We start from the raw sequence: 26,284 nt of genomic DNA on the forward strand, positions 1-26,284 counted from the left end.
CAACCCTGAAGCCTCCTCCCGATCACTCCAACGCCCGGCTCGCATCCTTGCAGCCGCGGCAGTGGCTGGGCCTGGCCATCGTCTCCGCCGGGATGCTGGTCGCCTGCTGGTCGCTCTGGCAGCGGCTGGTGGTTCCCGATCCCCGCGTCGGCCAGGCCTTGCTCGGCGGCCTGGTGGCCGCGGGAGCCACGGCCCTGGGGACGCTGCCGGTGCTGTTGGCGCAGCAGGTTTCCGATCGGGCCCGCGACGCCATGCTCGGTTTCGGCGCGGGCGTCATGCTGGCCGCGTGCGCCTTCTCGCTGGTCGTTCCCGGGCTGGCCGCAGCCGAATCGCTGGGCGCGGGTCCGTGGCGGGCAGGCAGCACCGTCGGTGCCGGCATCCTGATCGGCGCGGCCTTGTTGCACGCGCTCGACCGCTGGCTGCCTCACGAGCATTTCATCAAGGGCCCGGAAGGCTCGACGACGCGCGCCCATGCGATGGCGCTCAAGCGCACCTGGCTGTTCGTGTTCGCGATCGCGCTGCACAACCTGCCCGAAGGTCTGGCCATCGGCGTGGCCTATGCCGGCACCGACCCGGTGGGCGCCAGTGCCCTGGCCACCGGCATCGCGATCCAGGACGTGCCCGAGGGACTGGTCATCGCGGTCGCCCTGCGCAGCGCCGGCTACAGCCGCGGCCTGGCGGTCGGCCTCGGGGCAGCGTCCGGTCTGGTGGAGCCGGTCGGTGCCGTCCTGGGTGCCGTGGTCGTCGGCATGTCGGCCGGCCTGCTGCCCTGGGGCCTGGCCTTTGCGGCCGGCGCGATGCTCTGGGTGATCAGCCACGAGATCATTCCGGAGTCGCACCGCCAGGGTCACGAGCGGCTGGCGACCGGCGGGCTGATGCTGGGCTTCGTGCTGATGATGATTCTCGACACGGCGCTCGGCTGAGCCGCGTGCCCCCGGCGATGGCGTGCCTGACGAAGAACCGGTCCCGGTGACGCGCACCTTCACCCGCGAGCTGGCCGCGCTCGGTGCCGGTCCTGAAAGCTGGAAAGGGCGGCGCTTCGTGTTCGTGCCCTACGACCAGCTCTCGGGAGAGATCGGCCCGCTCGCGCACGAGCCACCGGCGCAACTCGGTATCGTGCTCGTCGAGAACCCCTGGAAGGCCGCGCGGCGCCCGTACCACAAGCAAAAGCTTGCCCTGGTGCTCGCCAACCTGCGGCATTTCGCGCTCGAGCAGGCCCGGCGCGGCGTGGCCGTCGCTCACCTGGTGCACGACGGCCCCTACCGAGATGCGCTGCGGCCGTTCGCCGAGCGCTGCGGGGTGCTTCGCGTCATGGAGCCGGCCGAGCGCGAGTTGCGCGCCGACTTGGCGCCACTGGTTGCCGCTGGCCTGATGGAGGTGCTGCCGCACGAAGGCTGGCTCACGACACGGCTGCAGTTCGAGCGCTCCCAGGGGCGCGCGCCGCCCTGGCGCATGGACGATTTCTATCGCCACGTGCGGCGCGAGCAGGGCGTGCTGATGGAGGGCACCCGGCCCCGCGGCGGGCGCTGGAGCTTCGACGCGCTCAACCGCAAGCGCTGGCGCGGCAGGCCGCCTGCGCCCACGCCGCCCCGCTTCGAGCCCGACGCGATCACGCAGGAGGTCGGTGCGCTGATCGAGCGGCACTTCGCCCACCATCCCGGCACGCTGGACCTGGGCGCTCTGCCCGCGACAGCGGCTGACGCCGAACGCTTCGCCGACTGGGCGCTCGATGAGTGCCTCGACGCCTTCGGGCCACTCGAGGACGCGATGAGCACGGCGTCGAGCGGCCTCTTCCACACCCGTCTCTCGCCGCTGCTGAACCTGCACCGGCTGTTGCCGCGCGACCTGCTGCGGCGCGTGCTGGCGGCGCCGATCGCACTGGAGAGCCAGGAAGGCTTCGTGCGCCAGTTGCTCGGCTGGCGCGAGTACATGCACCACGTGCACGCGTTGACCGATGGCTTTCGCGCCTTGCCCGAGGGACACGAACTCCCGCCGATCGCCGCGGTGCCGGGCGATGGCGGCTTCGCGCGCTGGAGCGGCTCGCCATGGCAACGCGGCACGGACGTGCCGGATGCCGACGGCGGCGCCTGCCCGTCGGCGCTGAACGCCGACACGCCGCTGCCGCCGGCACTGTGGGGCCGGCCTTCGGGCATGGCCTGCCTCGACCACGTGATCGAAGGCGTGTGGCGCGAAGCCTGGAGCCACCACATCACGCGGCTGATGATCGTGGCCAACATCGCGACCCTGCTCGACGTGAGCCCGCGCGAGCTGACCGACTGGTTCTGGGTCGCCTACCAGGACGCCTACGACTGGGTGGTCGAGCCCAACGTGCTGGGCATGGGTAGCTTCGCGATGCGCGATCTGTTCATGACCAAGCCCTACATCTCGGGCGCCGCCTACATCGACCGCATGAGCGACTACTGCGGCGGCTGCGCCTTCGACCCCAAGCGCAACTGCCCCATCACGCCGATGTACTGGGCTTTCCTCGAGCGCAAGCGGCCGCTGCTCGAAGGCAACCCGCGGCTCGAGATGCCGCTGAAGGCCGCTGCCTCTCGCGACGCCCGCACGCGCGCTGCCGACCGGCGGGTGTTCGAGGCCGTGCGTTCGCTGCTCGTGGCGGGCGAGCGCCTGACGCCGCAAAAGTTGCTGGTTGCCCTGGAGCCGGTGTGAGCCGCGGGGCACGCCGCGGCACGGCAAGAGCGTCGTTGGGCGACAGTGCTGGTGCCGGCCCGACCGAAGTTGCAGAATCCTCGAACGATCCTGCGTGGCAGCCGGGAGAAGCCGTCGCGTCCTGCAGGCAACGCGCTGCCGCTCATGCCGCGCCATCAGCGATGGAGAGCAGTGAATGAACAGTGATCGCGGCCCGGAAGTCACCACGCTTGTCGGCACCGGCCTGACCGAGGCCTTGCGCGACAGCGAAGAGCGTCTGGCGGCGGTCTTCAACTCGACGGCCGTCGGCGTGGCGCTGGTTGCGTTGGACGGTCGCTTCGTGCAGGTGAACGACTCCTACTGCCGCATCACGGGCTACTCCCGCGAGGAACTGTCGCTGGTGGACCGCGGAGCGCTCACCCACCCCGACGACCGCGCGCGCTCGCTCACGTCGATGGAGGCCTTGACGACCGGCCAGGTGGCCAACTTCGACATCGAGAAGCGCTACGTCAGGAAGGACGGCACGCCGGTATGGGTGCAGAACAGCGTCTCGCTCGTGCGCGACGGCGTCGGGCAGCCGGACCGCGTGGTGATGCTGTGCCGCGACGTGACGAAGCGCAAGCGGGCCGAAGCCATCCTGCTCGAGCAGAAGAACGTTCTCGAACTCGTGGCGGCGGGCAAGTCGCTGCAGGAGTGCCTGACCGCCGTAACCGCCGCAGTGGCCCGGCTTCAGCCACATGCGCGCGCCGCCGTGCTGCTTGCCGACGAGTCGCGCACCCGTTTCACGAGCGCCTTCGCCCAGGACGTCGCGGCCTCGTTCGGGAAGGGCCTGGAAGGCGCGCCGATCGACGAAGTCGCCATCGGCACCTGCGGCACGGCGATCTACACGGCCGAGCCGGTCACCTGCGCCGACGTGGCCAACGACCCGAAGTGGGCGCCGCACTGGCGCGAGCTGTGTCTGGCACACGGCATCCTTGCTTGCCATTCGGAACCGGTGCCAGGCACCGACGGCTTGCCGGTGGCCTCGTTCATGCTGTGCTTCGACGAGGCGCGAGAGCCGAGCGACTGGGAGCGGCGCATTGCCGTCTTCGGCGGCCAGATCGCCAGCATCGTGCTGGAGCGCGAGCGAGCCAGCCAGACCGTGAGGCAGGCCGAGAAGAACCGGCTCGACCGTTCCGATCAACTGCGCAGGCTGGCCGAGATCGCGACGCGGCTGAGCAGCATGCATGACCCGCGTTCGATCATGCAAGCCGTCAACGACGAGGCCCGCGAGCTCGTCGCCGCGCATCTTTGCGCCACCAGCATGACGGTGAACGCCGAATGGGCGCAGGCGGTCGTCAGCGTCTCGCTGTCCGACAAGTACGAGCGTTGGCGCGACAACGAAGCAAAAGCCGATGGCTCCGGCATCTATTCCCGTGTGAGCCGCATGGGGCGGCCGGTGCGATTGACGCAGGCCGAGCTGCTGGCGCATCCGGCCTGGAAAGGCTTTGGAGCGCACGCCGCCGAGCATCCCCCGCTGCGCGGCTTGCTGGCGGCACCCTTGACCGGCCTGCGCGGGGGCAACGTCGGCCTCATTCAGCTATCCGACAAGCTGGAGGGTGATTTCACCCAGGACGACGAAGCCTTGCTGGTGCAGCTCGCACAGATGGCCTCGGTGGCGATCGACAACGCCGCCCTCGTCGAGGAACTGCGCGAGGCCCATCGCCGCAAGGACGAGTTCCTCGCCACGCTGGCCCACGAACTGCGCAACCCGCTAGCACCGCTGCGCAACGGCCTGCAGGTCATGAAGCTCGCTCGCGACAAGCCCGAGATCGTCGAGCGCGCCCGCTCGATGATGGAACGCCAGCTCGCACAGATGGTGCACCTGATCGATGACCTGCTCGACATGAGCCGCATCAGCCGTGGCAAGATCGATCTGCGCAAGGAGCGGGTGGAACTGGTCAAGATCGTGCAGCAAGCCGTGGAAACCAGCCGGCCGCTGATCGAGGCCGCGGGCCACGAGCTCACGATCAACCTTTCGCCGCAGCGAATCTTCGTCGAGGCCGACACGACGCGGCTCGCGCAGGTGATCGCCAACCTGCTGAACAACGCCGCGAAGTACACCGAACCGGGCGGGCACATCACGCTGGCGATGGACAAACACGATGGCGAGGCTGTCGTCAGCGTGCGCGACACCGGCATGGGCATTCCGCAGCCGTTGCTGCCTGCGGTGTTCGAGATGTTCACGCAGGTCGATCGGGGGCGCTCGCAGGGCGGCCTGGGCATCGGGCTGTCGCTCGTGAAGGGGTTGGTCGAGCTGCACGGCGGCGGCGTCGAAGCCCACAGCGAAGGCGAGGGCCGGGGCAGCGAGTTCGTGGTCCGGCTGCCGGCCACCGAGGCGGACGAAGTCTTGCTTGACAGCCAACATGAGACAGGCGCTCCCGTGGCAGCACGCCGCATCCTCGTGGTGGACGACAACCGCGATGCCGCCGCCAGCCTGGCGCTGATGCTCGGCCTGATGGGCAACGAGGTGCGCACCGCGTACGACGGCGCCGAAGCGCTCGAGACAGCGGCGGCGTTTCTGCCCGATACGGTGCTGCTCGACATCGGCATGCCCCGGCTCAGCGGCTACGACGTCTGCCGGGCGCTACGGCAACAGGCCTGGGGCCGCTCCATCCTCGTGCTGGCGCTGACCGGCTGGGGGCAGGAAGAGGATCGCCGCAAGTCCCACGAAGCGGGCTTCGACGGTCACCTCGTCAAGCCGGTGGATCCGCCGGCGCTGGCCGAATGGCTGGCGAAGCGTTGATCACGAGCGGCGGCAATCCGACGATTTCGAACGTTGCCGAAGCGATCCCGATGCCGGCCTCCTCCAGCGCGCCGAGGATCTCGCGGCTCATCGCGTCCTTGAGCGCCCGCACGCCATGGTCCATGACCATGAAACGAACGGTCAGCTCGAGCCAGTTGTCGGTCAGCCGGTAATACACCTTCGGTCGGATTTCGGGCTTCTTCATGACGTAGCGCCGCTGCAGTTCCTGCAGCGCTTCCTCGCTCATCTCGGCGATCGGCACGCTGTGGCGCTCGGCGGCTTCGAGCAGGATGCGCTCCGCTCGCCCGCGGTCGGCGCTGTAGGCGATCGGCAGAGCGAGCTCTTCCCACAGGTAAGGAAAGTCGCGCGTGTAGTTGTAGATCGGCTCGTCGAAGACCTTGGCATTGGTGACGGTGACGATGCGGCCGGTGTACTCGCGGCTTTGCACCCACACGGGCGGTTCGGCGCCTTGTACGGGAGGCGGCTGGCCCATCTCCATGATCGTCGTCTGGGTGAAATCCACCCCGATCACGTCGCCGCGCACGCCGCCCATGACGATGCGGTCGCCCACGTTGATGATCCGGCCGCGCAGGATGACGAAATAGCCCGCCACCGCGGTGACGACCTTCTGCAGCGCGAAAGCGAGTCCGGCGGTGACCAGGCCCAGTGCCGTGGCGAGACGCGTGGGGTCTTCGAACCAGATCGACAGCAGACCGAGGATGAGGAGCACGGCCGTGCCCAGCTTGATCGCCTGGCGGACCCAGAACTCGACGTGCGGGGCGCCGCCCCGCAACCTGTGGCGCGCAAGCCGTTGCGTGAGGCGGCCCAGCCACAGCAGCGCGGTGATGAAGACCAGCGTGAACAGCAGCTTCTTGCCGTTGTCGGCATTGAGGCCGACCAGGCGGATCCCGAACAGTTCGAGGGCTTGCGTGTCGCCGACGAGGCGGATCCAGTCTTCCATCGCTAGTGTCCTGTCCGATCACGCGCGCACTGGCACGTCGCGCAACAGCCGACCTGAGTTGCACCCATCGTTCTTCGGGGCGTCGCGTCGGGCCTATGCCGACGATCTCATGCGGTTACGCAGCGCCTTGATCTGCCCGTGGTTGCGCAGCACGCCCTCATGCTGTTTGCGCACCACTTCCTTGATCGGTTCGGGCAGCTCGCGGCTCAAGGCCTTTTCGTAATTCTCCTTCGTGCGGTCCTCGCTGTGCTCGCAATGTTCCAGGATTTCGAGGTCGCTGCGCCCTTCGCCGCTCGGCGGGTGACCGTCCGTGCGGTCGAGTTCGAGCCGCAGCTTGTTGGCCGCTTCGGCGCATTCCTCGGCACGCCGGTCGAGCAGCTTGCGCAGCTCTTGAGACTTCGCCTGCTGGCCGGCGCTGCGCAGCGCCTGTGCGTTGCTGTTGCAGCCTTCGATCAACTCGCTCAGCGTGGCCCTGACTTCATCGTTTTTCATCTCGAACTCCTCGGGGGTACTTCATGCCGGCATCTGGCAATGGCCGTGCCTTCGACGAGGCGTTGCCGGGAACCCGGATTGCCGCGAATTGAGTTCATTCCCCATTCCTCAAAGGATCGCTTCATGTTCTTCCACAACAAGGCACTGCAGTACACCGTGCGCGTCGGCGAAACGAACCCCGGTCTCGCGAACCTCATGCTCGAACAGTTCGGCGGACCGCAGGGCGAGTTGGCGGCGGCCTGCCGTTACTTCACGCAATACCTGGCCGAAGACGACCCCGGACGCAAGGACCTGCTCATCGACATCGCCACCGAGGAGCTCAGCCACCTCGAGATGATCGGCACTCTGGTCGCCATGCTCAACAAGGGCGCGAAGGGCCGCATGGCCGAAGGCGTGGAGAAGGAGGCCGAGCTCTACCGCAGCATCACCGAGAACGGCAACAGCTCGCACGTCACGCAGGTCCTGTACGGCGGCGGCCCGGCCCTCACCAATTCGGGCGGTGTGCCGTGGACTGCGGCTTACGTGGACACCATCGGCGACCCGACCTGCGACCTGCGCAGCAACATTGCCGCAGAGTCGCGCGCGAAGATCGTCTATGAGCGGCTGATCTACTGCACCGACGACCCCGACGTGAAGGACGCACTCAATTTCCTGATGACGCGCGAAATCGCGCACCAGCTTTCCTTCGAGAAGGCCCTGTATTCCATACAGCCGAATTTCCCGGCCGGCAAGCTGCCAGGCAAGAAGGAATACGCCAACAAGTACTACAACATGTCCAAGGGCGAGGGCGATGGTCAAGGACCGTGGAACAGCTGCAACTTCGAGCAGGTCAACGAGCCCGAGGACCAAATGGCCACCGACGGGCAGGGCGGCTTCGGCGTGCAACTCTCGCCCGAGGAGATGAAGACCGGCATGGCGCTGATGAAGCGCACGAAGTCGGAACTGGGTGTGAACCCGATGACCGGCGCCGAGCTCGGCATGACACAGGAGGTGGCGCAGGCCATCGGTGCGAACAACGGTGGCGCCGCGCAGATGCAACCGCCCAAGCCCGGCCCGGCGCCGACGAAGGCAAGCCCTGCTCGGCGCTCGAACGGTTGATGCCCGCGACCGGCATGCTCATGGACGGCACACCACCGCCTGCAAGCCCGCCCTCGGCGCCTGTGACGGTGGCCGCGGTCGAGGAGCAGATCGAGGTTTCCACGAACGAAGTGGAAACCGGCCGCGTGCGCATCTCCAAACACGTGACGGAGCGGCATGAGACCGTCGACGTGCCGCTTTTGCACGAGGAGGTCGAGATTCGCCGCGTGCCCGTGAACCGTGCAGTCGATGCGCCCGTGCCGGTGCGCCACGAAGGCGACGTGACCATCGTGCCGGTGTTCGAGGAAGTGCTGGTCCTCAGCAAGCAGCTCGTGCTCAAGGAGGAGCTGCACATCTCGCGGCGTCGCACCGAAGTGCGTGATCCGCAGGAAGTGGTGCTGCGTTCGGAGCGCGTTGAAATCACACGCACTCCTACCGACCGCTTTGCGAAATAGGACGTTTCAAGGCCGGCTTGCGGGCCCGCGCCTTGCCCGTTTCATGTCTCGTTTTACTTTGAATCGCGCCGTGGCGGCGACGGTTCCCCAGTCTCAAAGGAGCATTGCAATGGCCAGCACAGTAGTAGTAGGTATTTTTGACGAATACAGCGAAGCGAAAAGAGCGTGCGAAAAGCTCGAAGCGATGGGCATCGACCTTCAGAACATTCAAGTCAATTCGTCGGCTTCCGGAGAAGATCACCCGTCGCTGATGTCTTCGCACAAGGAGCATGAAGGCGGCATCCGCGGCTTCTTCGCTTCGCTCTTCGGCAGCGACGAATCCGACGACTCGAGCAGTCATTACTCTGAAGCGGTGCGCCGGGGCTCGGCCGTGGTGACCGTGAACCTGGACGACGACGGCAAGCTCGAAGCGGTGAGCGAGGTGCTCGAAGACTGCGGCGCCATCGACGTCGACGAGCGGGTTCGGCACTGGCAGTCGTCGGGCTACACCGGATACGACGAAAGCGCTCAGCCTTTCACGAGCGAAGACGCCGCCCGCGAGCGACAGAAGCTCCAAGTCGTGCAGGAAGACCTGAAGGTCGGCAAGCGCGAGGTCGGTCGCGGCGGTGTGCGCGTGCACCGGCACGTGAGCGAGACCCCGGTCGAGGAGCAGGTCACGCTGCGCGAACAGCACGCGGTGGTCGATCGCAAGCGGGTCGACCGGCCGGCGACGAATGCGGATCTGGCCGATATGGGCGAAGCGAACATCGAAATCCGCGAAACCACGGAGGAGCCGGTGGTTTCCAAGACCGCGCGCGTGGTGGAAGAGGTGAGCGTCGGCAAGAAGGCAAGCCAACACACCGAAACCATTCGCGACAAGGTGCGCCGCGCCGATGTGGATGTGGAACGCCTGGACGACGGCGCCGAATCGCGCCGCTCGCCCATGGCCACGCATTTGCGTGACGACGCGGCGATGGGCAGCCGTACGCCCGGCATGGCCGAAATGGGCACGGACCTCGGCAACGGCTACACGGGACCGGAGCGGCGGCGCCAGCGCGGGGGTCGCAACCCCGTCGGTATCGAACGGCGCGCGGGCATGTGACGGGTTGTTGGCAGGCAAGCGATTCGCTTGTCGGCACGTGGCTTGCCCGTAACGGGCATCGGGGGCCTTCTCCGAAATTTTTCCTTATGGAGTACGCAATGAAAAAGCTCATCTTTGTCGCACTGGGCGGCTACCTCTGGCGCAAGTTCACACGCCGCAGCAACGGCGTCGAGTCTCGCGCTCGCTACGGGTGATCGACCGCAAGGCCGAAGGCGCGCCGGCCGAAAAGCCGGCGCTTTTTTTTGGAGTGATCTCATGACCAGCAAGGCCGATCCGACGCCGACCGATCTGCGGCGACAAACGCCCGGTGCAGGACGCACCGAGCAAAGCCGCGAACAGGGTGCGGAGCCGCGTTTGCCGCATGAGCGAGATGAATCGTCCGACAGCCAGGACACGCAACGCCCCGTGCCTGCCGAGCCCTCCGGCAAGGAGCTCGGCGAGAAGGCCTTCGACGATCTCGACAGTGGACGGCAGGACACCGGCCGCTTGCCCGTGACGGACGAGGTTTACGAAGAGCTGAGGAAAGAGCCTGGCGCCAAGCAGGAGTCCGCGCCGAGGCCCGACGCTGTCGAGCCACAGCGACGCGGCCGTTGAGAGCGGTCCGGCGCTGGTTTCGGCTACTGGCGCCCAAGCTTGTCAAAGCGTAGCGCGGTCCTTGTGGCACTTCCGTGACCACGCGTTGTTGCAGCAATTCGCACGCCACCATCGGCAAATGACGCGTCGCTTGACCACCCGGCTAAGGGGGTTGGGCGATCCAGCGCACGCAGGTGTGTCGGAATGTGAGTTCGGTCTCGTACACACGCAGTCGCGCGTTTCGCGAATCGCAAGCCGCATTTTCTCTATGAGAGCGGACCGCATCGTCTTTTTGGCCCCTGACGATGGAAGGCCCGTGGCGCGGGTGTTCGGATGGACGACGCCCGCGACGCTCTCGGCGCGGCACAGTGGTTGCATTGATGCCCACGTTCGCGCCAGCCGCGGGTTCGCTTTGCAGCGGCGGCGCCAAGACCACCGAATTCAGGAGACGTTCCGATGAGATCGATCGCGCTTCGCGTCGAGCACCGGCAGCAACAGTCGCTGTCCCCGCGTTTGCAGCAGGCGGTGCGCCTGTTGCAGCTGTCTTCGCTCGACTTTGCACAGGAAGTGCACGACGCGCTCGGCAAGAACCCCTTCCTCGAAGGCGACGAGAGCGACCCCGAGGCGCCCGCTGCCGATCTGCCTGAAACCGATGTCGAACCCGGGCTTGCGGCGCCGGCGGCCGCCAGCGCCGACGAACCCTTTCTCGACACATCGGCCGTGATGGACACGAGCCCGGAAGGCGACGCCGACGGCGACGTCGACTACAGCGAACGCGACAGTTGGCAGGCCGATGGCCTGTCGAGCCAGCGCCGTGGCGAGGAGGGCGATCTGAGCGCGATGGACATGATGGCCGTCGAGACCTCGCTCAACGAACATCTGCACGGGCAGATCAATGTGCTGCCGCTGTCGATGCGCGACGTGGTGCTGGCCAAGTCGATCGTCGAATCGCTCGACGACGACGGCTATCTGCGCACCGACCTCGACGAGTTGATCGAGCTCACCGAACTCGACCCCCCCGCGAGCCCCGACGAACTGCAGGTTGCCCTGCGCCTGGTGCAGTCGCTCGACCCGCTCGGCGTCGCCGCTCGCAGCGTCGGCGAATGCCTGCTGCTTCAGCTCTCCTCGATCGAGGACGAAGGCGAACGGGAGATCGCGCGCCACATCGTCACCGACCACCTCGACTGCCTGGCCGCGAAGGACGTCGCCGGCCTCGCCCGCAAGCTCAAGCGCACGCCGGCCGAGATCGAGGGGGTGTGCGACCGAATCCGCCGGCTCGACCCGCGGCCGGGCTGGCACTTCGGCGCGTCGCAAGTGCAGTACGTGACACCGGACGTGATCATCAGAAAACTCCGCGGCGCCTGGCGAGTGCAGCTCAATCCGAGCATCGTGCCCAAGGTGCGTTTAAACCATGTGTACGCCGAGATGTTCCAGCGGCACCGGCAAGCCCAGAACGGCGAGATGGCCGCTCACCTGCAGGAAGCGCGCTGGACGGTGCGCAACATCGAGCAGCGCTTCGCGACCATCCTCAGCGTTTCGGAGGCCATCGTCAAACGGCAGAAGCACTTCTTCGAATACGGTGCGCTGGCGATGAAGCCGCTGGGCCTGCGCGAGATCGCCGACGAGGTGGGCTTGCACGAGTCCACCGTCTCGCGCGTGACGAACAACAAGTACATGGCCACGCCGCTGGGCGTGTTCGAGCTCAAGTACTTTTTCTCGCGCGCCATGACCACGGCCAGCGGCGGCGCCTGCTCGGCCACGGCGATTCGTGGCGTCATCAAGGACATGATCGAAGCCGAGCGGTCGAGCGCGCCGCTCTCCGATGCAGAAATTGCGCGCCAGCTCGCTCAGCAGGGGCTGGTCGTGGCGCGCCGCACGGTCACCAAGTACCGGCAACTCCTCAAGATCGAAGCCGTGGAGCGTCGCCGCCGGGCGGCTTGAGGTCGCCCTCGGGACGGCCGAAAACGACAAACGCCGCAGCTTGCGCTGCGGCGTTCGACCGTCGGGCCGCGCCTTACTTGGTCTTGGAGGACGTGCCGCTGGTGCCCCCCGAGCTGGTTGGGCTCGAGGAGCCGGACAAGGTCGATGACGACTTGGCGCCGTTGCCCGTCTCACCGGTGCTGCCGCCGCCCGTGCTCACGGAAGACCGGGACGAACTGCCGACACCGCTGCTGGAAGTGCTTCCCGGCGCGTCCTCGCTCATCCCGCTGAGAAAGTCCGCCCCGCTGGCCGAGCCTTCGCCGCTGCCCGAGTACACCGTGCCGCCCGTGGCATTGCTGCCGGAACTGCCGGAACTGCCCGAACTGCCCGAACTGCCCGAACTGCCGGTGCTGCCCTTCGAGCGGCTGCCGCGCCATTGGCTGAAGTCGTCCGAGAACTTCTTGTAGCGGTCCTGGCGCCACGACTGGTAGTCGTCGTCGAGGTTCTTCATCTGCTCCGAGCGCCACTGGTGATAGTCGGGATCGTGGTGCTGCTGTGAGCTTCCCTGCCCGGCGCCGCCGCGGGCCCAGTCGTTGTAGCCGCCCTGCGAGCTGGACGAGCCACCCGACTGCGAGCCGCCACTGAAGCCACCTTGCAGGCCGCCGTACGTGCCGCCCTGCGAGCCGCCCCAGTCGCCGCCCTGTGAGCCGTAGCCGCCGGAGCCGCCTTGCGGGCCGCTGTAGCCTCGGCCCTGCGAGCTGCCCCAGTCGCTGGACTGGCCGCTGCCGCCGCTGTACATGCCGCCTTGCTGCTGGCCACCCTGGCCGCCTTGCGATCCCTGGCGGCCCTGACCCTGCGAGCCGCCCCAGTCTTCCTGCGAGCCGAAGCGTCCGCCTTGCTGGTCGCGGTAGGAGCCGCCCTGCTGGTGGCTGCCGTAGCCGCCGCCCTGGGAGCCGTAGCGTCCCTGATCCTGCTGCGAGGAGCCCCAGTCGCCCTGCCAGCCGCGCCCACCGCCTTGCTGGCCGTAGCCACCGCCGCCTTGCTGCCCATGACCGCCGCCGCCGCCTTGCTGCTGCCCGCCGTAGCCGCCGTAGCCGCCCTGCGAGCCGCCATAGCCGCCGCCCGATTGGCCCGATTGCCCACGGGAGCCGCCCCATTGCTCGTGCTGATCTCCATAACTGCCGCCTTGCGAGCCGCCGCCATAGCCGCCCTCCGGAGTGCCTTGTGAGCCGCGCCCCTGACTGCCGCCCTGCTGGCCGCCGTAGCCGCCTTGCGATTCCCCACTGGAGCCGCCTTGCAGTTCGCGGCCGCCGCCGGTGTAGTAGCCACCCATTTCTTCGCCGCGCCCCGTGCCTTGCGATGAGCCGCGGCCCGAGCTTTCGGGCGGGCTGCCCGAAGTGCCGCGCTGGCTGCTGCTGCCGTAGCGTTGCTGGCGATCGTCGCCTTGCGACGATTGGCGGTCGGTGTCGGACGATCGGCCTTGTCCTTGATAGTCGTGCTGAGCCATCTCGATTCCTTTCTGGAAAAAGTTTCGTTCCGACCGCCGCTACCGCCTTCGCGGGCATCGCCACTCGGGGCAGAGCAAAACGGTTCGGCTCGTCAGACTTCAAACGCAGCAATCCTCATTCCCATTTGCCGGCTCGAGCGCCCGCCTCTGATTCGCTGCTCAAGCGCCTCGCCACGCGGCCATTTGCGCGCTCCGATTTACTGCTACGCGCTGCTCCGCCTCCAGGCCAACGGCTGACGGTTCGCCACCGTTCCCCTGGATGGACACTCGTCGAGAATGGGCATGACGCTTGCGGAGCCGCCTGCCCATGACCCTGACCCGACAAGATGCTTTGCATGCCGCCATCGGCGGTTCGCGCGTGCGCCGCATCGAAGCTGCACCCTGTATTGCCGCACCGTGGCTGCTCGTCGCAACGGCTGCCATGCTCGCGGCGTGCGCAAGCGGCCCGCCGGCATCGAAGGAGGCTTCGTCCGCCGTCGCCGAAGCACCGGCCGCGCCCAATGCGCAGATGCAGGCCGTGCTCGACCAACTGGCCGCTTTCGGCAACGAGCCCACCGTGAACCTGAGCGCCCCGGCCGCCCGCGCGCAGCCGGCGCTGCCAGACGCCATGAGCGCACTGCTGCAGACGCGGGGCCGCAGCACCCTGCCGGAGGTGGTGGCTCGCATCGAGAACCACCTCATCCTCGGCGCCGATGCCACGGCGATGCCCGTGCGTGTATACTGGCCGCCCGGCGATGGGCCGCATCCCGTGCTGCTCTACTTTCATGGCGGCGGCTGGGTGCTGGGTGACCTGGAGCAGGGAGACGCCGCGGCGCGCGCGCTCAACAACGCCGCCCGGGCGATCGTGGTGGCGCCGCAATACCGGCAGGGCCCGGAGCACCGCTTTCCCTCGGCGCACGGCGATGCCTGGGTGGCCTACCGCTGGACGCTGGCCAACGCCGCGAGCTTCGGCGGCGATCCGGCGCGCGTGGCGGTGGGGGGAGAGGGCGCGGGCGGCAATCTCGCCGCCAGCGTGGCGATCCGCGCCCGCGACGAGCGCGCGCCTTTGCCGGTGCATCAGCTGCTGGTCTATCCGATCACCGACGTCGGGCTCGACACGCCCTCGCACCGCCAGTACATCGACACGCGCCCCCTCGGCACGCGGCAGTTGCCCTGGTTCTTCAGCCAATACCTGCGCAGCCCGATCGAAGGCACCGATCCGGCGTTCTCGGTCCTGCGCACGCCCGATTTCGCCGGCCTGCCGGCGGCCACCGTGATCACTGCCGAAATCGACCCGCTGCGCTCGCAGGGCCAGGCGTATGCCGAGCGCTTGCGCAGTGCCGGCGTGGCGGTGGATTACCGCAACTACGCAGGCGTGGCCCACGGCTTCTTCGGCCTGGGCAGGGTGGTGGACCAGGCCAACGAGGCGGTCTTGCACGCGGCACGCGGCCTACGACAGGCTTTCGGTCAACCCTAGGCCGCGGCAGCCGTTACGAACGGCTTTACCGGCGATCGGCAATTCCCTCCGGAGCAACTACAAGGGGTGGAGCGACGCGGTTCGCGACCCTCCCTCTGTACGCCTGTGACGGTGCCTACCGCACGCACTTTTCCTTTGCAGAAAAAGTTGGCACGCAGCTTGCCTTCGTTGCTCCTGCCAACCTGCAAGACGTGCCTCGCGGCACGCGGCAGACATCAAAAGGAACAGACCGTGACCTCGCTTTCTTTCTCGACTCCCGACACCCGTTCGCGCTACGGCGCCGTGCAGCCTCTGGCGATGCGCTCCACCACGCGCAGCCTGCGCCAAAATCACGTCCTCGAGGCTCTGCCCGACGATGTCTGGGAGCGGCTTTCGCCGTCGCTCGAGCTGGTGCCGCTGGCCGCGGGCAAGCTGCTGCACGGTGCGGGCATGGGCTTCGAGAACGTGTACTTCCCCACCCAGGCCGTGATCTCGCTGCAGTACGCCATGAAGAACGGCGACGCCTCCGAGGTCGCGCGCATCGGTTACGAAAGCGTGTGCGGCGTCTCGCTGCTGATGGGCGGCGACACTGCCCCTAGCCGGGCGATCGTGCAGCATTCCGGGTACGCCTTCCGCATTCGCGCCGGCGTTCTGCAGCGTGAATTCGACCTGGGGGGGGCGGTGAGCCGCCTGCTGCTGCGCAGCGCCCAGTGCCTGATTTGCCAAGCCGCCCAGACGGCCCTATGCAACCGCCACCACCGCGTCGAACAGCAGCTCTGTCGCTGGCTGCTCATCAGCCTGGACCGCGTGCCGGGCAACGAGCTCACCGTCACGCACGAGTGGATCGCCAATGCGCTGGGCGTGCGGCGTGAGAGCGTGACGCAGGCGATTCTCAAGTTGCGCGGGCAGGGGTGCATCACCAACGGCCGCAACAGCATCACCGTGCTCGACCGTGCCGGGATCGAGGCGCGCTCGTGCGAGTGCTACAGCGCCATCAAGCACGAATGCGAGCGCCTCGCGCCGGACCGCCAGGACGTCGACCAGCACGACCACCGGGCAGCGCGCAACGCCTCGCACGCCCACAGCTACGCCGACTGAGCGCGGGCTGCGGCCGCCTTGTCGGCTGCGGACGTTGGAGCGCGAAGTTCGCGCCAGCGCGTTGCACTGGAGCTGCGGGTCGGGCCCGTGACTTGCCTCGGTCCCTGTGATGCCTGGATCTGCGGCATCCGACACAGGAGAGACGATGCACGAAACTGCCATTAAGAAGCGGGCCGGCCAGCGAAATGCCGAGCCGGCTCCTTGCCCGGCGTCGATCGCCGCGCCGCCGGCCGTGCCCGGCCCGGCCCCCACGCCGCCCGAAGCGCCCCCGCCACTTCAGCCCCCCGCGACGCCCGAGCCACCGCCGCCGGAAATCGACGATCCGCAGCCGCCGGACAACCCCGTGCCGGTGCGCGAGCCGCCCGTCATGCCGCCGCCCATGGCCGTATGGATGGCGGGCGGGCGGCGTTCGGAAGCCCGTCTGCACTGAGTGCCTTAGGCGCCGCCTGCGACTCGGCGGCGGCTTGTCGATCCGTCGCTGAACTTGCGGCATGCAATGCGTGCAACAGGCGCACGCTACCCCGGCTTTTCCGCGTCTGAAGGCGCCGCGCCTCCTGCCAGACTTCGCCCGAAGTATTCGTGGGGGCGGGGGAAGGCATGGACAACTCGACACCGGGGTTCAAGGTGGACTGGGATTGCGGCGAAGGCGGGGTTTGCCTGCCGCGCCCGCTGGCCGAAGCGCCGGCGGGTTTTCGATACGACGTGCTGGCGGACTGGAAAGACCGGATCGACCGGCTCCACCGCGACGCCGAATCGGCGCTGTACCCCGACAAGCGCAGCCGCGAGCTGCAATCGCAACGGGTGCAGAACGAACGCCGCCGGCTTCTTTGCGAGCGCCTGAGCGGCCGCACGGTCGTGATGGCCGAGCCGCTCGTCAACGGCGATGTGCTGCTGCATCTGGACACGGGCAAGGCCGTGGTGATGTACGCGCACGCCGAAGACGTCAAGCTCGAGGTCGTGGCCGATGCCGGTCATGCGCGCCGGCTGGCCGCACAGGACGCCACGGGTGATTTCTACCTCCGTGAAGACTCGCTCGAAGCGGCGAATCGCCGAGAAACGCTCATGGACGCCGCCGCCGACGCGGGCAGCGAAACCCTGTGCTGAGGCGGCGGCCGTGCAAGCCCGGGTTGGGGTCCGTTGCCGCTCTTGTGTTTCGCAGGAACGCATCGTGAAGCCTCACCGCCCCGATCGCCGCCCGCTGAAGTGCTACCTGCTCGGCCTGGCGCTTGTCGTCGTCGGTGCCGGTGTGATGGAGTGGCTCGACTCCTGGCTGCCGCTCGCGCTCGCCGGCTCGGCTTCGCTGATGCTGACCGTGCCCCTGGTTCGGCAGATCGCGGCTCGCAAGGCAACGCCTGGCGAGCGCCCACGCAAGCGCTGAGCGCCGCAGACTCCTTCTCCTCGTCGCAAGCGGGCGAGCCGCTTGCCCTGGTTGTCTGATGACCACATCGCGCGCTGCTGTGTGCGCGTGCGGCTGGCATCTTCAGCAACCTTTGAGGAGAAACACATGGCTGATTCGAAATACGTGACCGGGCTGTTCCGCGACAAAGAGAGTGCCGAGCAGGCCTACCAGTCCGTTACCGACCGGGGTTACGGCAAGAACGATGTGAACCTGGTCATGTCGGACGACACGCGCAAGAAGCACTTCACCGATACCGCCGGCAAACCGACCGAAATGGGCACGAAGGCGGCCGAAGGCGCAGGCATCGGCGGCGCCATCGGCGGCACGGTGGGCGCCATTGCGGCGGCCGTGGCGGCGGTGGGCACCAGCATCGCGCTGCCTGGCGTAGGCCTGGTCATCGCCGGCCCGATCGCCGCGGCCCTGGCTGGCGCAGGCGCCGGCGCCGCAACGGGCGGGCTGGTCGGCGCCCTGATCGGCTGGGGCATTCCCGAGGAGCGCGTGAAGGAATACGAGGCCGGTATCAAGGAAGGCGGCATCCTGATGGGCGTGAACCCGCGCAATCCGGAAGACGCAGCCTACTTCCAGGAAAACTGGCGCGCCTCTCGCGGCGAGCACGTAGGCTACTGAGAGATAAGGGTTGCCAAGCCGCCGAGACGGGTGCATCGACGCATGCTGCGCGGAAGGCGTCCGGTAAGGCGCCAGGGGCAAGGCTTGAGGCGGACCTTGCCCGCGGTCGCCGCTTCAGCGCGGGTCGCGCGGTCTCTCGCGGCTTGGCAGGTAAGGAGCGGCAAGCGCCGTTCCCGAACTTTGCTCCCGCTCCCCTTCTTTCTCTTTGATCTTCGTCCCGCTGATAAGCGTCTGTCTTGCTCCCTCTCCCAGAGGGAGGGGGAGCAAAGCGGGGAGAAAAGGCCGCACCTCATCCCTCGATCGGCGTCCCCAACCGCAAGTGCATCGCCGCCGCCGCAATCGCGGCACCCCCTGCAGCCACGCTGATCTGGTTGAGGCCGCGCGCCACGTCGCCCGCGGCATACAGGCCCTGCACGGTCGTGCGCTGATGGCGGTCGATCACGAGGTAGCCCTTGCCGTCGACCTTCGCGCCCAGCGCCACACCGAGTTCGGAATGCACGTGCAGACCCAAGGCGCTGTACAGCGCATCGCACTCGGTCTCCCCGGCACCGTGGCGCACCGTGACGTGGCCTTGCCACAGGCGGATGCTTTCGATCGGCGCCTCGACCAGCACAACGCCAGAGCGCGCCAGGCGCCGGCGATCGGCGGCGCCGGGTGCGAGCGCAGGGCCAGTGCGAAAGATCGTCACGTACGGGGTGAAGTGGCGCAGGTACAGCGCTTCCTCGATGCCAGCGGCGCTGTCGGCGACCACGCCGACGCGCTGATCGATCACCTCGAAGCCGTCGCACACCGGGCAGTAGCGCAGCGCGCCGCTGCGCAGCGCCTCGGACAGGTGCGGCATGGGCGGTGTCACATCGCTCGCGCCGCTGGCTAGCAGCACGGTGCGTGCGCGGGTTTGTTCGGGGCCGTAGCGAACGATGAACCCATCGTTGTCCGCCTCGATCGTCTGCACGCAACCGGCGGCGAAGCGCGCACCGTAGCGCACGGCCTGCGAGCGCATCGCCGCGACGAGCTCGCCGCCGACCACGCCCTCGGGATAGCCCGGCACGTTGTGCGAGCGCGGAATGCTCGCCGCGCGGCTCGTGCCTTCGTCGATGACGAGTACGCGGCGCCTGAACCGAGCCAGGTAGATCGCGCCCGTCAGCCCGGCCGGGCCTCCGCCAACGATCAGCGCATCGCAGTTGGCCGAGCCGCCTGCGGCCGGCATGTCCTGTAGCTCACGCGATGGAACGGTCGGGCTCGGACGGGGTGGAGATGTCGCGCAGGGCCTGGTCGATGTGGCCGTCCTGTCGGGTGGCCAGATCGCCGAGCGAGACTATGCCGATCACCGCACCGTCGTCGTCGACCACCGGCACGCGGCGGATCTGCGAATGGCCCATCTGCTCCATCACCTCCTCCGTGCTTTGCGCCTCGGTGCAGCAGCGCGTGGACTCGGTCATCACGTCGCCCACCAGCGTTTGCGCAGGGTCCAGGCCAGCGGCGGTAGCGCGTACGGTGATGTCGCGGTCGGTGATCATGCCGACCAGGCGCTTGCCGTCGCATACGGGCAGCGAACCGACGTTGAGTTCGTCCATCATCTTCGCTGCGCGCTGCAGCGATTCGTCAGGGCCGATCACTTCGACGTTGCGCGTCATCACTTCGGAGATGGTCGTCATGGCGGGATCCTCGGGTTCGCGGTGGAGGTGAGAGCGCAACGGCAACGCGCGTTCCCGATGGCGTTCACTATGTGGGAGAAGCGGCAGACGCAGGCGGAGCCGCCGAGGCGGCTGTGTCCATCGGTGCCAGGACGGCCGAGGCTGCCGTGGATGCCGGAGCCTCCGATGCCGCCTGCACTACCGGGTCCGCACCCGGGGCGGCGGGTGCTGCGGCCGGCGCGGCGCCGGCCGGTTGTGCGGTCAGCGGCTGGGCCGTCGAGGAGGCGACGCGCCAGATCACGTTGCCCACGTCGTCGGCGACCAGCAGGCCGCCGCGCCGGTCGATCGCCACGCCCACCGGCCGGCCCATGGCCTCTTCGTCTTCGTTGAGAAATCCGGTGAGCACGTCGACCGGCAACTCCTTCGTCGGCTTCGCGCCGTCGAAGGCGACGAATACGACCTTGTAGCCCGCGCGCGGCTTTCGGTTCCAGGAGCCGTGTTCGCCGATGAACATGCCTTCGGCGAACTGCGCAGGCAAGGCATTGCCGGCCGAATGCGTCAGGCCGAGGGCCGCTACGTGCGTGCCGAGCGCGTAGTCGGGCACGATGGCTTTCTCGACCAGCTCGGGCTTGGGCGGCTCGACCCGCTCGTCGACATGCTGGCCGTAGTAGCTGTACGGCCAACCGTAGAAGCCCTTCTCCTGCACCGAAGTCAGGTAATCGGGCACCAGGTCGCTGCCGATTTCGTCGCGCTCGTTGACCACGGTCCACAGCATGCCGCTGTCGGGCTCCCAGGCCATGCCGTTCGGGTTGCGCAGGCCCGAGGCGTAGATGCGGTGCAGCCCGGTCTCGGGGTCGATCTCCCAGATCGCGGCGCGGCCGGTTTCGGCCTCCATACCGTTTTCTCCGACGTTGCTGTTGGAGCCGACGGTGGCGAAAAGCCGCGAGCCGTCGGGACTGGCGATGATGTTCTTGGTCCAGTGGTGGTTGAGCGGCCCGCCCGGCAAATCGACCACGTGCTCGGCCTTGTCGTTGATGCTCGTCTGGCCCTCGCTGTAGGGAAAGCTCACCACCGCGTCGGCATTGGCGACGTACAGCTTGTCTTCGATCAGCGCCATGCCGAAAGGCGAGTGCAGGTTCTCCAGGAACACCGCCCGCAGCTCGGCCGTGCCGTCCCCATCGGCGTCGCGCAGCAAGGTGATGCGGTCGGCACTCGGCACGCCCGCGCCGGCGCGCGCCATCACCTTGTTCATCACCCAGGTCTTGATGCCCTTGCGCTCCGGGCGCTTCGGGGCGTTGCTTTCGGCGACCAGCACATCGCCGTTGGGCAGAACGTAGACCCAGCGTGGATGGTCCAGATCGCGCGCGAAGGCCGTGACCGCGGTGCCGGGTGCGGGCGTCGGCATACGGCCCTCCGGCCATGGGACGGCCTGGGCGATGTTGACGGTCGGAATCAAGGTCTTGTTCGGCTCGGGAAGCTGCGGATCGGGGCCGATGCCGGCGGTGACGGGGAGCTTGGCGGTCTCGCCACACGCCGTCAGTCCCAACGTAAGCGCAACAGCCAGAGCGACGGTGGGGGGCAGCGGTCGTGTGTTCATGAGGGGGCCTTTCAAGACTTCGAGCAGAGATGGAGTGGTGCGAACGCAGCGATGGCCGTCGGCGCGGCCGGGGTCAGTGCCCCGAGAGGGCAACGCCGCGCAGCGAGTGGGTCGGCGCTGCCCTGGCGAAATGGCAAGAGCCGTTCCCGGTGCGGTGCGGTGCGCCGCGCGGCACGGGCCTTGCCGGGGCCATTGGGCGCCGACCTTGCACTTGCCTCGTGCGGCAAACGCGGGCGGTTGGCGTTTGCCCTGCCATCACCCCTCCCCGAAATCGCCATACCGATGCTGCGTGCTGCTGATCCCTTGCACCGTCGAGTCCTGCAGTGGAGTGCCGCCGCCACGCTGTGGCCGCTGCGCAGCCTGCTTCACCGGGCGGCGCATCCGTTCGGTGCGGCGCAAGCCTTCCGCTCGCCCGACCGCCGCCTGCTCGAGGACGTGATCCTGCAGCGCTATGCCGCCAGCTCCCGCCGGCTCGAGGTGCTGTTCGTCGGGACCCGCTGGTACACGAGCGCGTACGAGCGCCTGCTGGCGGGCCACAGCTACCTCACGATCGACGTCGATCCCCGGGCCGCGCGCCACGGCAGCACGCAGGGTCATGTGACCGCGTGCGTCAGCGGGGCAGCGGCGTGCTTTGCGGCCGGCCGCTTCGACGTGATCGTGTTCAACGGTGTGTTCGGCTGGGGCCTCGACGAGCGCACAGCCGTCGAGGCCGCGGTGAGCGGGTTCCACGGTCTGTTGCGCGAAGGCGGCGAACTGGTGGTGGGCTGGAACGACGTGGCCTTGCGCCGGCCGTTCGCACTCGGCGAATTGAGGGCGCTGCGCGCTTACGAGCGCTTCGCCTTCGAGGTCGATGGCCCGCTGGTACTCGAAGTTCCCGGCCCGAATCGGCACCGCTTCGAGTTCTTTCGCAAGCCGGTCGGGAGAGGGCAGGGCGAGTGCAGGGACCGTGCAGCCGTCGCCGCTGCCTGATTCCGACGCAAGGATCGAAGCGCCGCTACTTGAGCGAACACATCGGGAGCATCAGCGCCGGTGCGCTGGCCCAGACCACGCCCACCAAGGCGAGCCAGGCGCTGCCCGAGGCCGCTGCGGCCAGGAGGCCGCGCGAGCCCCGCGGTGGCAGACCGCGATGGGCGCGCAACAGCAGCCAGGTGATCCAGGCCATGGCCAGCAGGCTTGTCGCGATCAGCAGCACGCGCAGCAGGCTGGTGCCGAGCAGCGGCAGCTCGGCCCAGCCTGCGGTGCAGCCGGCCGCCACCAGCACATACAGGCCGAAGAAGTGCAGCGCCCACACGATGAACGGCCCGCCTCCCTGCCACAGCACCCCGGCGATGCGTTTGCGGAAGGCCTCCAAGCGTCGCCTCGCCTTGCGCGTCGCGCGGGCTCAGTGTTCGCCGAGCCGCTTCGCGACCTGGCGGCGGCCCATCATGGCGCCGCTCACGGCGGCGAGCAGAGCCAGCACCATGGCACCCAGTGCGGTCCAGATGGTCGCCGACGCATAAGGCTGGGCCTTGGCGGCGGCCTTCTCCACGCGGGCGCCCGCCTGCGATGCGAGATCCTCGAAGCCCTGCTTGGCCGCGGCGGCCGCTTGCGCCGGATTGTTGCGGGCGGCTTCGACCTTCTGTCGGATATCGGCCAGGCTCGAGCGTGCCTCTGCCTGCGACATGCCCGTGGCGGTGGCGACCAGTTGCACGGTCTCCGGCTCGTTGAGGCGGGCGATGATCCGGTCGACATCGCCGCTCGCCAGCTCGCTCATGTCGGTATTGCGGACCACCGATGTCGCACCTTGCGTGATGCCGCCCAGCAGGCCGGACGCCCCGCTGGCCAGCATGCCGATGCCGCTGCCGGCCATGTACATGACGGCCAGGATCGACAGCACCCAGACCAGCACCCCTTCGATGAAGCCGGAGGCCTTGTCATAGACCATGCCGGTCCGCGTGGCGACCAGGCCGCCGATGAAAAGCGCGATCAGCAGCGTCAAGCCGCTCCAGATCGCCGCGCCGGTGCCGATACGTCCGGCATCGAGGTTCTGGGTCGGACCGATGTTCGCGGTCGACACGCCGATGGCCAGGCCGAGCGTGCTGAGCAGCAGGAACACGCCGATGCCCACGAGGAACCCGCCCCACACGCCTCCCCAGGCGACGCGATAGCCCGAAAGAGGGACGCCTGAAGCGCCTGTAGTCCGATCATGCATGCGGGGTGTTTCCTGGTAAGCCATTGCTTTTCTCCTTGAAGCGTGGTGAGTTGGAGCGATTCCCGGTCTAGCAATCGACGTACCGGGATTGCACGAGCCGCTTCGAACTGGGAGGTCTTTCCCGGGCAACTCGGGGCGTTGGAAAGCAGCACGACTTCCGATACTTCGGCAAACGGAGGGCTGTAGCCGGGCCGCGCGCATGACGCAAGGGCCGGGGTCGCCACCCCTCAAAAACAAGGAGCCTCATGAAAACGTTCGTCGGCAACCTCAGACTGGCACACAAGTTCCTGCTCATCGGCGTGCTCGCCGCGGCGATGCTGGCCCTGCCCAGCGCCTTGGTGGTGAGCTCCGGGATCGAGAAGTTGCGCTTTGCCCAGACGGAGCTGGCCGGCATCGGCCCGGCGCATGACGCGCTGCGGCTCGTTCAGCTCACTCAACAGCACCGCGGGCTCGCGGCCGGCTTCCTGAGCGGTACCGAGGCCCTGGGCCCGCAGCGCCAGGCCAAACAGACCGAGGTGGACGGCGCGCTCGCGCAAGCGCAGGCGTCGGTCGCCTCGCTGGGCGATGCCACGCTGATGGCGCTGAGCGGGCGCATCGCCACCGACTGGCAGGCGCTTGCCAGGGACATCAGTGCCACGAACATGCTCGGCTCGCGCAGCTTCCTGCGTCACACCGCGCTGATCGAGGAGCAACTCGCGCTGATCGAAGACATCAGCCATGTCTCCGGTATCGCTTTGCACCCGGAACGCTCGGGGCGATTCCTGCAGACGGGCGTGCTGAGGCATCTGCCCCATTTGACCGAAACCCTGGGCCGCATGCGCGATCGCGGGACGGTGCAACTGAGCAGCGGCCTGGCCTCGCCGGAAGAAAAGACACGTCTCGAAATGATGGGGGTGGCGACCCGGGCGCACTACCTCGACGCCCGCAAGGTCCTGGCGCTGGCAGTGCAAGGCAGTCCGACATTGCAGGAGGCTCTCGCGGCATCGATGGACGTTGCGATGGCCTCGACCGAACAGGCGCTGAAGTTGGCGGACGAGCAGATCGTGAAGGCCGAGCCGCTGAGCTTTTCTTCTACCGAGTACTTCGCCACGACCACCCGCGTCATCGACGAGCAGTTCGTGCTGATCGAGGCCGCGTTCCAGGCGCTGGACCAGATGCTGCGGCAGGACGTGGCCGCGGCTCGCATGCAGCTCGTCGCGGTGCTCAGCGGCATCGCCGTGCTCGCGGTCATGGCGCTGTTCATCATGTGGACCGTGACCCGCACGACGACCCGGTCGGTCGGCATGGCGCTGCGTCTGGCCGAATCCGTGGCCAAGGGCGACCTGAGCTCCAAAGTGCAGGCGACGGGCCGCGATGAGATCGCCCAGTTGCTGCGTGCGCTTGCGTCGATGAACGACAGTCTCGTGCGCGTCGTTTCGGACGTGCGGACCAACGCCGAGGGCGTGGCCACGGCCAGCATGCAGATCGCGCAAGGCAACCACGACCTCAGCCAACGCACCGAGGAACAGGCCAGCGCGATCGAGGAGACGGCCGCGTCGATGGAGCAGCTCGGCTCCACCGTTCACCAGAACGCCGACAACGCCAAGCAAGCCAACCAGCTTGCGTCCAATGCTTCCAGCGTTGCCGTCAGGGGCGGCGAGGTGGTGGGTCAGGTGGTCGACACCATGAAGGGCATCAGCGACAGCTCCAGGAAGATCGCCGACATCATCAGCGTGATCGACGGCATCGCTTTCCAGACCAACATCCTCGCGCTCAACGCTGCCGTGGAAGCGGCGCGGGCCGGCGAGCAGGGACGCGGCTTCGCGGTGGTGGCCTCCGAAGTGCGCAGCCTGGCGCAGCGCAGCGCCGAGGCGGCCAAAGAGATCAAGGGCCTGATCACCGCCAGCGTCGAGCGCGTGGAGCAGGGCACGACCCTCGTGGGACGCGCCGGCGCGACGATGCAGGAGGTGGTGGCATCGATCCAGCGCGTGAGCGACATCATGGTCGAGATCAGCAGCGCCAGCACCGAGCAGAGTGCCGGCGTGGCGCAGGTCGGCGAGGCCGTGAGCCAGATGGATCAAAACACCCAGCGCAACGCCGCGCTGGTGGAAGAAAGCGCGGCCGCGGCCGAAAGCCTCAAGCAGCAGGCGCAGCAGCTCGTGCAGGCGGTGGCGGTGTTCAAGCTCGACAACGCCACCGACGGCGCGTCGCTGGCCGTGCGCGTGGAAGAGGCACCGGCCACCGGCGGCTGGGACGGCACCGAGCGCCGCAGCCCGGACCGTGCCAAGAACGTGACACGGCCTGCGTTCGGCAAGGCCGAGCCGGCAGCGCTCAAGGCAGAGCCGCCGACGCTGACCGAAGAGGCGGCGTGCATCGAAGCAAACGGCAGCGACCTCTCACTGCCGCAGACGGGTGTGGAGCCTTCGCAGAAAGTCAGTTAGGGCCGGTTCGGCGGTGGGCCTTGTCGTGCGAAGTTGAGTTCGATCGGCCAAGAATGCTGGGATCGATCTGGCGCCGCATGGGGCGGCAGTCGGGCTTGTTGCGGACGTTCGGTTGACTGTTGTGCGTGTGCTCGGCGGGAGCAAAGCCGCGGCGGGCGGCGCCTCTAACCCATCCAGCCCGGCAGCCAATTGACCAAGCCTGCCAGCACCAGCCCCTGCAGCGTCACGTAGTGCCACATCAGCGCGGCGCTGTCCAGGCTGGCGCTGGCGCGTTCTTTCAGCAGGCCGCAGGCGGCGCGCGCGATGACGTAGCCGCCCATGATCAGCAGCAGGAACACGTGCAGGCCCTGAAAGGCCAGCATCGCGCTGACCGTCGCGCTCCA

Annotated in this window: 24 protein-coding genes and 1 pseudogene; 16 read left to right on the plus strand and 9 right to left on the minus strand. The window is 68.0% G+C overall.

Annotated elements, in window-relative coordinates; translation table 11 throughout:
- Positions 1-92: 92 nt before the first annotated feature.
- The 3 genes from H0W40_RS06055 to H0W40_RS06065 all read left to right on the plus strand — a co-directional run bounded on the left by H0W40_RS06055 (position 93) and on the right by H0W40_RS06065 (position 5,434).
- Complete coding sequence (locus H0W40_RS06055; protein WP_292444297.1) at positions 93-923, plus strand: ZIP family metal transporter; 831 nt, start codon at positions 93-95, stop codon at positions 921-923.
- Between the two features lie 22 nt (positions 924-945).
- Positions 946-2,670 (plus strand): cryptochrome/photolyase family protein, encoded by a 1,725-nt coding sequence (locus tag H0W40_RS06060; protein ID WP_292444252.1) that lies wholly within the window; start codon positions 946-948, stop codon positions 2,668-2,670.
- Between the two features lie 175 nt (positions 2,671-2,845).
- Positions 2,846-5,434, plus strand: a complete 2,589-nt coding sequence (locus tag H0W40_RS06065) for a PAS domain S-box protein (RefSeq protein ID WP_292444253.1) — start codon at positions 2,846-2,848, stop codon at positions 5,432-5,434.
- On the opposite strand, the gene H0W40_RS06070 is transcribed toward H0W40_RS06065, so the two are convergent.
- Both H0W40_RS06070 and H0W40_RS06075 read right to left on the minus strand, forming a co-directional pair.
- The gene (locus tag H0W40_RS06070) at positions 5,385-6,395 is read right to left on the minus strand and encodes a mechanosensitive ion channel family protein (RefSeq protein ID WP_292444254.1); all 1,011 of its coding nucleotides are present in this window, start codon (positions 6,393-6,395) and stop codon (positions 5,385-5,387) included. The genes H0W40_RS06065 and H0W40_RS06070 overlap by 50 nt on opposite strands.
- 93 nt (positions 6,396-6,488) lie before the next feature.
- On the minus strand, positions 6,489-6,887 hold the full coding sequence (locus H0W40_RS06075; RefSeq protein ID WP_292444256.1) for a DUF2383 domain-containing protein: 399 nt from the start codon (positions 6,885-6,887) through the stop codon (positions 6,489-6,491).
- Positions 6,888-7,010: 123 nt separating this feature from the next.
- On the opposite strand from H0W40_RS06075, the gene H0W40_RS06080 reads away from it, so the two are divergent.
- The 5 genes from H0W40_RS06080 (at position 7,011) to H0W40_RS06100 (ending at position 12,014) form a co-directional block, all read left to right on the plus strand.
- Positions 7,011-7,985, plus strand: a complete 975-nt coding sequence (locus H0W40_RS06080) for a manganese catalase family protein (protein ID WP_292444258.1) — start codon at positions 7,011-7,013, stop codon at positions 7,983-7,985.
- The gene (locus H0W40_RS06085; protein WP_292444260.1) at positions 7,985-8,419 is read left to right on the plus strand and encodes a YsnF/AvaK domain-containing protein; all 435 of its coding nucleotides are present in this window, start codon (positions 7,985-7,987) and stop codon (positions 8,417-8,419) included. Before H0W40_RS06080 ends, H0W40_RS06085 begins: the two co-directional genes overlap by 1 nt.
- A gap of 109 nt (positions 8,420-8,528) precedes the next feature.
- The gene (locus tag H0W40_RS06090; RefSeq protein ID WP_292444262.1) at positions 8,529-9,500 is read left to right on the plus strand and encodes a YsnF/AvaK domain-containing protein; all 972 of its coding nucleotides are present in this window, start codon (positions 8,529-8,531) and stop codon (positions 9,498-9,500) included.
- Positions 9,501-9,755: 255 nt separating this feature from the next.
- Complete coding sequence (locus H0W40_RS06095) at positions 9,756-10,094, plus strand: hypothetical protein (protein WP_292444264.1); 339 nt, start codon at positions 9,756-9,758, stop codon at positions 10,092-10,094.
- A gap of 435 nt (positions 10,095-10,529) precedes the next feature.
- On the plus strand, positions 10,530-12,014 hold the full coding sequence (locus tag H0W40_RS06100) for an RNA polymerase factor sigma-54 (RefSeq protein ID WP_292444266.1): 1,485 nt from the start codon (positions 10,530-10,532) through the stop codon (positions 12,012-12,014).
- A 73-nt stretch (positions 12,015-12,087) separates the two neighbouring features.
- Here H0W40_RS06100 and H0W40_RS06105 read toward each other — a convergent pair whose 3' ends face one another.
- Entirely contained in the window at positions 12,088-13,500 is a 1,413-nt protein-coding gene (locus tag H0W40_RS06105; RefSeq protein WP_292444269.1) for a hypothetical protein, read from the minus strand.
- 307 nt (positions 13,501-13,807) lie between these two features.
- Here H0W40_RS06105 and H0W40_RS06110 point away from each other — a divergent pair, with 307 nt between their 5' ends.
- The 6 genes from H0W40_RS06110 to H0W40_RS06135 all read left to right on the plus strand — a co-directional run bounded on the left by H0W40_RS06110 (position 13,808) and on the right by H0W40_RS06135 (position 18,059).
- On the plus strand, positions 13,808-14,956 hold the full coding sequence (locus H0W40_RS06110) for an alpha/beta hydrolase (RefSeq protein WP_292444271.1): 1,149 nt from the start codon (positions 13,808-13,810) through the stop codon (positions 14,954-14,956).
- Positions 14,957-15,187: 231 nt separating this feature from the next.
- A complete protein-coding gene (locus tag H0W40_RS06115; RefSeq protein ID WP_367153749.1) occupies positions 15,188-16,033 on the plus strand; it encodes a Crp/Fnr family transcriptional regulator in 846 nt (281 codons plus the stop codon).
- 145 nt (positions 16,034-16,178) lie between these two features.
- The gene (locus H0W40_RS06120) at positions 16,179-16,463 is read left to right on the plus strand and encodes a hypothetical protein (RefSeq protein ID WP_292444272.1); all 285 of its coding nucleotides are present in this window, start codon (positions 16,179-16,181) and stop codon (positions 16,461-16,463) included.
- Between the two features lie 167 nt (positions 16,464-16,630).
- A complete protein-coding gene (locus H0W40_RS06125) occupies positions 16,631-17,137 on the plus strand; it encodes a hypothetical protein (RefSeq protein ID WP_292444273.1) in 507 nt (168 codons plus the stop codon).
- 64 nt (positions 17,138-17,201) lie between these two features.
- Entirely contained in the window at positions 17,202-17,411 is a 210-nt protein-coding gene (locus H0W40_RS06130; protein ID WP_292444274.1) for a hypothetical protein, read from the plus strand.
- Positions 17,412-17,537: 126 nt separating this feature from the next.
- Positions 17,538-18,059 carry a hypothetical protein gene (locus tag H0W40_RS06135; RefSeq protein WP_292444275.1) on the plus strand — a complete coding sequence of 174 codons (522 nt, stop codon included), beginning with the start codon at positions 17,538-17,540 and terminating at the stop codon, positions 18,057-18,059.
- Between the two features lie 289 nt (positions 18,060-18,348).
- On the opposite strand, the gene H0W40_RS06140 is transcribed toward H0W40_RS06135, so the two are convergent.
- The 3 genes from H0W40_RS06140 to H0W40_RS06150 form a co-directional block, all read right to left on the minus strand.
- Entirely contained in the window at positions 18,349-19,266 is a 918-nt protein-coding gene (locus H0W40_RS06140) for an NAD(P)/FAD-dependent oxidoreductase (RefSeq protein WP_292444278.1), read from the minus strand.
- Between the two features lie 10 nt (positions 19,267-19,276).
- Entirely contained in the window at positions 19,277-19,714 is a 438-nt protein-coding gene (locus H0W40_RS06145; RefSeq protein ID WP_292444281.1) for a CBS domain-containing protein, read from the minus strand.
- A 67-nt stretch (positions 19,715-19,781) separates the two neighbouring features.
- Positions 19,782-21,290 (minus strand): sorbosone dehydrogenase family protein, encoded by a 1,509-nt coding sequence (locus H0W40_RS06150; protein WP_292444283.1) that lies wholly within the window; start codon positions 21,288-21,290, stop codon positions 19,782-19,784.
- A gap of 282 nt (positions 21,291-21,572) precedes the next feature.
- Between H0W40_RS06150 and H0W40_RS06155 the strand changes: the two genes are divergently transcribed.
- On the plus strand, positions 21,573-22,259 hold the full coding sequence (locus H0W40_RS06155) for a hypothetical protein (RefSeq protein WP_292444285.1): 687 nt from the start codon (positions 21,573-21,575) through the stop codon (positions 22,257-22,259).
- Between the two features lie 25 nt (positions 22,260-22,284).
- On the opposite strand, the gene H0W40_RS06160 is transcribed toward H0W40_RS06155, so the two are convergent.
- The gene (locus H0W40_RS06160; RefSeq protein WP_292444288.1) at positions 22,285-22,641 is read right to left on the minus strand and encodes a hypothetical protein; all 357 of its coding nucleotides are present in this window, start codon (positions 22,639-22,641) and stop codon (positions 22,285-22,287) included.
- 30 nt (positions 22,642-22,671) lie between these two features.
- Complete coding sequence (locus H0W40_RS06165; protein ID WP_292444292.1) at positions 22,672-23,481, minus strand: hypothetical protein; 810 nt, start codon at positions 23,479-23,481, stop codon at positions 22,672-22,674.
- 245 nt (positions 23,482-23,726) lie between these two features.
- On the opposite strand from H0W40_RS06165, the gene H0W40_RS06170 reads away from it, so the two are divergent.
- Complete coding sequence (locus H0W40_RS06170; protein WP_292444294.1) at positions 23,727-25,901, plus strand: methyl-accepting chemotaxis protein; 2,175 nt, start codon at positions 23,727-23,729, stop codon at positions 25,899-25,901.
- A 164-nt stretch (positions 25,902-26,065) separates the two neighbouring features.
- Here the strand turns inward: H0W40_RS06170 and H0W40_RS06175 are convergent.
- A pseudogene (locus tag H0W40_RS06175) lies at positions 26,066-26,284 on the minus strand (hypothetical protein); the annotation flags it as partial.

The organism is Methylibium sp., from assembly GCF_013817345.1.
Lineage (GTDB): Bacteria > Pseudomonadota > Gammaproteobacteria > Burkholderiales > Burkholderiaceae_C > Methylibium.

Excerpts from the sequence above, each read along its gene's own strand:
- H0W40_RS06065 (WP_292444253.1), top strand. The coding sequence starts at position 2,846 with ATGAACAGTGATCGCGGCCCGGAAGTCACCACGCTTGTCGGCACCGGC.
- H0W40_RS06165 (WP_292444292.1), bottom strand. The coding sequence starts at position 23,481 with ATGCATGATCGGACTACAGGCGCTTCAGGCGTCCCTCTTTCGGGCTAT.
- H0W40_RS06090 (WP_292444262.1), top strand. The coding sequence starts at position 8,529 with ATGGCCAGCACAGTAGTAGTAGGTATTTTTGACGAATACAGCGAAGCG.
- H0W40_RS06125 (WP_292444273.1), top strand. The coding sequence starts at position 16,631 with ATGGACAACTCGACACCGGGGTTCAAGGTGGACTGGGATTGCGGCGAA.
- H0W40_RS06110 (WP_292444271.1), top strand. The coding sequence starts at position 13,808 with ATGACCCTGACCCGACAAGATGCTTTGCATGCCGCCATCGGCGGTTCG.
- H0W40_RS06120 (WP_292444272.1), top strand. The coding sequence starts at position 16,179 with ATGCACGAAACTGCCATTAAGAAGCGGGCCGGCCAGCGAAATGCCGAG.
- H0W40_RS06135 (WP_292444275.1), top strand. The coding sequence starts at position 17,538 with ATGGCTGATTCGAAATACGTGACCGGGCTGTTCCGCGACAAAGAGAGT.
- H0W40_RS06140 (WP_292444278.1), bottom strand. The coding sequence starts at position 19,266 with ATGCCGGCCGCAGGCGGCTCGGCCAACTGCGATGCGCTGATCGTTGGC.
- H0W40_RS06085 (WP_292444260.1), top strand. The coding sequence starts at position 7,985 with ATGCCCGCGACCGGCATGCTCATGGACGGCACACCACCGCCTGCAAGC.
- H0W40_RS06150 (WP_292444283.1), bottom strand. The coding sequence starts at position 21,290 with ATGAACACACGACCGCTGCCCCCCACCGTCGCTCTGGCTGTTGCGCTT.
- H0W40_RS06080 (WP_292444258.1), top strand. The coding sequence starts at position 7,011 with ATGTTCTTCCACAACAAGGCACTGCAGTACACCGTGCGCGTCGGCGAA.
- H0W40_RS06095 (WP_292444264.1), top strand. The coding sequence starts at position 9,756 with ATGACCAGCAAGGCCGATCCGACGCCGACCGATCTGCGGCGACAAACG.
- H0W40_RS06145 (WP_292444281.1), bottom strand. The coding sequence starts at position 19,714 with ATGACGACCATCTCCGAAGTGATGACGCGCAACGTCGAAGTGATCGGC.
- H0W40_RS06170 (WP_292444294.1), top strand. The coding sequence starts at position 23,727 with ATGAAAACGTTCGTCGGCAACCTCAGACTGGCACACAAGTTCCTGCTC.
- H0W40_RS06055 (WP_292444297.1), top strand. The coding sequence starts at position 93 with ATGCTGGTCGCCTGCTGGTCGCTCTGGCAGCGGCTGGTGGTTCCCGAT.
- H0W40_RS06075 (WP_292444256.1), bottom strand. The coding sequence starts at position 6,887 with ATGAAAAACGATGAAGTCAGGGCCACGCTGAGCGAGTTGATCGAAGGC.
- H0W40_RS06155 (WP_292444285.1), top strand. The coding sequence starts at position 21,573 with ATGCTGCGTGCTGCTGATCCCTTGCACCGTCGAGTCCTGCAGTGGAGT.
- H0W40_RS06070 (WP_292444254.1), bottom strand. The coding sequence starts at position 6,395 with ATGGAAGACTGGATCCGCCTCGTCGGCGACACGCAAGCCCTCGAACTG.
- H0W40_RS06105 (WP_292444269.1), bottom strand. The coding sequence starts at position 13,500 with ATGGCTCAGCACGACTATCAAGGACAAGGCCGATCGTCCGACACCGAC.
- H0W40_RS06100 (WP_292444266.1), top strand. The coding sequence starts at position 10,530 with ATGAGATCGATCGCGCTTCGCGTCGAGCACCGGCAGCAACAGTCGCTG.